Consider the following 4,862-nt stretch of genomic DNA (forward strand, 5'->3'; position numbering starts at 1 on the left):
GATATCGTGGGCCCTCTCGTGACCTACGGTCGCCCGATTGCCCTGGTGGGTCCACAACTCCTGGCTCCCTGACGCCTGAACTGAAGGGAGGAATGAAGACATGAAATTCTATCTGGTCGAACGCGACCTGACACCGCGCTACACGGGAGACCTGAACGCCGGACACAGATGGGGGCTGCCGGGAGTCAAGGAGAAGTGCCCGACATGCGGCATCTCGGGGGGCGTGATAGGGCTCGCCTATCCCTGTGTGGATGTGTCCAACCTGCCAGAGCGCGAGAAGCTCGATGAGCCATGGCCGGTATCGCTCGCGGAGTTCGACCGTCTGCGTGAGTTGGTGCGTCCGCTGGCACCCCAGGGGACCCCACTGGAGCCCGGAACGTCTTTCGGTCCGGTGGAGGGCTCGGCGATGGGGTACTTCGGCCAGCTCTTCATGCAGAATCCCTGGTCGCTGTACATGCGCCGCGAGGCGCTAGAGCGGCTTCAGGGGGAGGGTGTGAGGGGCCTTCTGGGCTGCCCGATCAACGTGCGCTTCCGGCAGAGGAACCATCCGCACCTGCTCGAACTACAGTTCGAGTTGCATGGCAGGTTTCACTCGGACTGTCTGCCTCCAGATCTCAAGCCCCCCTGCCCCACTTGTGGGGACGAGCGCCTCAAGCTCCCGGGACGGACGATTCTCGACGCCGCCTCGCTGCCCGAGGACGTCGACATCTTCCGTCTGAGGCAGGGGTGGACGAACATCATCGCCAGTGAGCGACTGGTGGACGCGGTGCGGCGCCTGGAACTGGACGGGGTGCTCTTCCAGGAACTGGAGACCCGCTGACTACTCGTCACTCTTCTTGGGGGACCTCGCGCCCGCTTCCTTGTGCTCGCGCTCGGGCATCTGCTGCGCGCCCTGCTGCTTGCGCGCGGGCTCCTGCTCGGGCTCGGCGTGCCGCACGTCCGTGGGCCGGCCGAACATGTCCTCGGCGGGCTGAGAGGGGGGCTGTCTGTCCTGGTTCGCCATGATGGGTGCCTCCAGGAACCAACGGTCAGGATGTCGCCGCCGGACGGCAAAACAACCCGACTGCCCGCTCGGAGGCCAGGCGGAGGAGCAGGCCCCCCGAGGCTCAGCGGGCCACGGCGGCGGCGGGCCCGTTCCCAGGGGCCGGCGTGACGGCCTCTGACGCGGGCTCCTCGACCGGTGCGGCGATGCCCTGCGGCAGGAAGGCGAGGAGGATGAGCGCGGGGAAGGCGAGCGCCACGGTGAAGCCGAAGAAGCCCGCCCAGCCCATCCACGTGGCCAGGTAGCCCGAGGTGGAGGAGAGGACGCGGCCGCCGAGGTTGGCCAGCGCGGAGAGCAGTGCGAACTGGGTGGCGCTGAAGCGCCTGTTGCACAGCGACATGGTGAAGGCGCCGAAGGCGGCGGTGGCCATGCCTCCACACAGGTTGTCCGAGCAGATGGCGGCCGCGAGCATCAGGTGGTTCTTGCCCACCAGCGCGAGCACGAGGAAGGTGAGGTTGGTGACGGCCTGGAGCCCGCCGAAGATGAAGAGGCTGCGGCGCATGCCCAGCCTGGCCATGAGGGTGCCGCCGAGCAGCGCGCCGACGATGGTGGCGCCCATGCCCACGCCCTTGCTGATGGCGCCGATCTCCGTGTTGGAGAAGCCCAGCTCCACGTAGAAGGGCGTCGTCATGCCCCCGGCGATGGCGTCGCCCAGCTTGTAGAGCACCAGGAAGAAGAGGGCGAGCACCGCGCCATCCCGGCGGAAGTAGTCGACGAAGGGGACGACGGCGGCCTCGGCGAGGGTGCGCGGAGGGCGCAGGCCCTGGGGCTCCTTGGCCAGGAGGGTGGCCACCACGCCCACGAGCATGAGGGCGGCCATCACCCAGTAGGTGCGCTGCCAGCCGACGAGGTCCGACAGCGTGAGGGCCAGGGCTCCGGCGGCGAGCATGCCGATGCGGTAGCCCATGACGAAGGTGGCCACGCCCATGCCGCGCTCGGACTCGGAGAGGGTGTCGGTGCGCCACGCGTCGGAGACGACGTCCTGGCTGGAGGAGAGGAAGGCCACGAGCGCGGCCAGGGTGGCCATGGCGACAGGAGCACCCCTGGGGTCCACGTTGCCCATGGCGGCGATGGCGGCCATGAGGCCCAGCTGCGTGACGAGCAGCCACCCGCGGCGCCGTCCGAGGAAGGGCAGCGAGTAGCGGTCCATCAGCGGCGCCCAGATGAACTTGAGCGAGTAGGGCAGCGCCACGAGCGTGAAGATGCCAATCGTCTTGAGGTCCACGCCCTCGTTCTTCATCCACGTGGAGAGGGTGCCTCCCACCAGCAGCAGCGGCAGACCCGAGGCGAAGCCGAGCGCGGTGAGCAGCCACACGCGCGGGCTGGAGAGGACCTGAAGGAATGAGGGCTTGGGGGAGGACATGGGCAGGGGCACAGAATACCGATCCGCCCGGGGAATCCATCCTCCGAGTCCAGGCCGGGGGCCACCCAGTGTCCGCCCGGCTGCTGTGCGAGCCCGCTCCTGTCCTCTGTCAGGCACGCCCGGCGGCCCGGGGAGCGACCCCCCGGAAACACGAACGCCCCTCTCGTGACGGGCACGAGAGGGGCGTCCGGGGGTCACCCCGTGGGGGCGGTGGCTAGTACTGGTAGCGCAGACCGAGCTGCACGCGCAGCGGCTGCTGGCGCGAGGTCACCTGGCCGAAGGTGTTCGGCGTGGTGAGGGTGTCCGTGGTCCGCAGGGCCGTGGCCGCCGACATGTTGAACAGGTTGAACCCGTCCGCGATGAGGGTGAACTTCTGGCCCGTCAGCTCCTGGAAGTCGTAGGACACGCGCGCGTTGACGGTGAGCACGTCCGGGAGGCGGAACTCGGAGATCTGCGTCGGGTCGTTGCTGCCGCCCGGCGTGGTGCCGATCGGCGAGCGCAGGATGACGCCCGTGGTGTTGTTGGCCGTCAGGTAGCGCTTGGCCTGCGGCGTGCCCGTGGCGTAGCTGATGCCGGGGCCGATGCTCAAGCCCTTCCAGGTGTAGGAGCCCTGGAACTTGAGCTGGTGGCGCGTGTCACCGAAGGCGTAGCCCGTGTAGAACTGCGTCTGGCGCGGGTTGGCGTACTGCGAGATGCCGGAGCCCAGCTGGCCCAGCTCCTCGTTGCCCGGTCCGTAGCGGAACGACAGGGTGTAGGCCGCGTAGAACTCGAGCTCCTTGGTCGGCCGGCCATCCAGGATGAGGTCCACGCTCTGGTACTTGATCCAGTTGGTGTCCGGACGCATCACCTTGAAGACGGAGTGCGCAACGCCATCGCGGTAGCCCACGATGCGGGTGCCCGAGGGATCCCAGATCTGGTTGACCTCGACGTTGTCCCAGATGTTCGAGAACTTCTTGTAGGTGTACTCGATGCCCAGGCCGGTGCCCTTGGCCACCTGACGACGCAGGCTGAGCAGGAGCTCATCCGAGTGCGGCGGGGTGTGGTTGTGCGAGTCCACCAGGGTGCCGCCCGCACCACCGATGGTGGAGGTCGGCTCGAACGCCTTGTTCGTCTTGTTGTACGTGTAGACGGTCTGCGTGGGACCGGGGCTGGCGTTGGCGGACGCGAGCAGCGAGAGCGTCTCGTTGGCGCGACCGTAGGAGGCCGAGAAGATGGTCTTCTGGTCCCGCGTCAGGTCGAGCACCGCGCCGAGGCGGGGACCGAGGCCGGCCAGCTGCGCCACGATGCGGCCCGTGGAGTCCTTGGTCATGCCGTAGTCGAAGCGCAGGCCGGGCATGATGGTGACCCAGTCCAGCGGCTTGTAGCGGTCCTGCACGTAGACGCCGAAGCCGCCGCCGCGCTCGATGGAGCGGAAGGTCGGGAACTCGGTGTACGTGGAGCAGCCCACGCCCGTGGTCTCGTCGAGGCACAGACCGCCCTCGCCAGGGCCACCACCCGCGTCGTTGTAGAAGCGCCCACCGGGCGTCTCGCGGAAGTAGCGGCGCTGCACCAGGCGGCCCTGGAAGCCCACCTGGGCCTCATGGCGCTGCCCGAAGATCGTGCCACGCTTGGCCACGGACAGGTCCGTCTGGAGCGTGTAGCGGTCGTCGATGGTGTGGCGGTTGAAGTTGTACCAGGCGCTGCCGTCGTCGGTGTTGTCGTGCCGGGGCCGATCGAAGTCGTACGTGAGGTTGGAGTCGTTGTAGCTCCCGCTCAGCGCGTCCTTGTCGATGCTGCCCAGCATGCCCTGGGGACCGGCCTCGATGGTGCTCCGCTGGCCACCCACCATGAACTTGTAGGTGGTGCTGTCCTCGGGGAAGTACTCCCAGATGACGTTACCCAGCAGACCGCCCTGGTTCTGCCGGCGGCTGGCCAGCGGCGTGAAGGCGTTGGCGGTGGCGGTGTTGTTGTCGGCGTAGTCGAAGGACGCCGGGTCGGCCAGGGCGGACAGGGTGACGCGGCTGCGGGCGCCGGGGGCCCACGTCAGCTTGCCGCGCATCAGGTTGCTGATGGCCTGACGGTTGGGACCCTGCATGTTGAGCGGCGGGCCCGAGGGCGAGGAGGCCTGGTTGTTGCCGTACTGGTAGGAGAGGTTGAACCAGAGCTTCTCCTTGATGAGCGGGCCGCTGACGTTCAGGTTGCCCTGGTATCCCTCGGTGGGCGGGCGCGGCGTCTCGTCGAAGAGCTTGGTGCCCTCGTAGAGGTTGGAGCCGAACTGGGCCGGGGCCGACAGCTTGTAGTGGTTGCCGTACAGCGAGGCGTCCACGTGGAACTCGTCCGAGCCCTGGGCCGAGACGAGGTTGATGACGCCGCCCATCGAGTTGTACTGCGCCTCCATGCCTCCGGTGAGGATGGCGAAGGACGCAACCGAGTCGAAGTTGATGTTGGCGGAGAACGTGTTCGTCACCGGATCGGTGA

4 protein-coding genes are annotated in these 4,862 nt (G+C 67.8%); 1 reads left to right on the forward strand and 3 read right to left on the reverse strand.

Annotation, left to right across the window (positions count from 1 at the left end):
• Nucleotides 1-100: 100 nt before the first annotated feature.
• Nucleotides 101-820, forward strand: a complete 720-nt coding sequence (locus VF794_RS00655; protein ID WP_331106667.1) for a double-CXXCG motif protein — start codon at nucleotides 101-103, stop codon at nucleotides 818-820.
• Here VF794_RS00655 and VF794_RS00660 read toward each other — a convergent pair whose 3' ends face one another.
• From VF794_RS00660 to VF794_RS00670, 3 genes are all read right to left on the reverse strand, one after another.
• Nucleotides 821-1,003, reverse strand: coding sequence for a hypothetical protein (locus VF794_RS00660; protein ID WP_331106669.1), 183 nt, complete (start codon nucleotides 1,001-1,003; stop codon nucleotides 821-823).
• 103 nt (nucleotides 1,004-1,106) lie between these two features.
• A complete protein-coding gene (locus tag VF794_RS00665; RefSeq protein ID WP_331106670.1) occupies nucleotides 1,107-2,405 on the reverse strand; it encodes an AmpG family muropeptide MFS transporter in 1,299 nt (432 codons plus the stop codon).
• 214 nt (nucleotides 2,406-2,619) lie between these two features.
• A partial coding sequence (locus tag VF794_RS00670; protein WP_331106672.1) for a hypothetical protein occupies nucleotides 2,620-4,862 on the reverse strand: 2,243 nt, incomplete at its 5' end.

Origin of the sequence: Archangium sp. (assembly GCF_036389735.1) — a bacterium.
Taxonomy (GTDB): Bacteria; Myxococcota; Myxococcia; order Myxococcales; family Myxococcaceae; genus Archangium.

Excerpts from the sequence above, each read along its gene's own strand:
- VF794_RS00655 (WP_331106667.1), top strand. The coding sequence starts at position 101 with ATGAAATTCTATCTGGTCGAACGCGACCTGACACCGCGCTACACGGGA.
- VF794_RS00665 (WP_331106670.1), bottom strand. The coding sequence starts at position 2,405 with ATGTCCTCCCCCAAGCCCTCATTCCTTCAGGTCCTCTCCAGCCCGCGC.
- VF794_RS00660 (WP_331106669.1), bottom strand. The coding sequence starts at position 1,003 with ATGGCGAACCAGGACAGACAGCCCCCCTCTCAGCCCGCCGAGGACATG.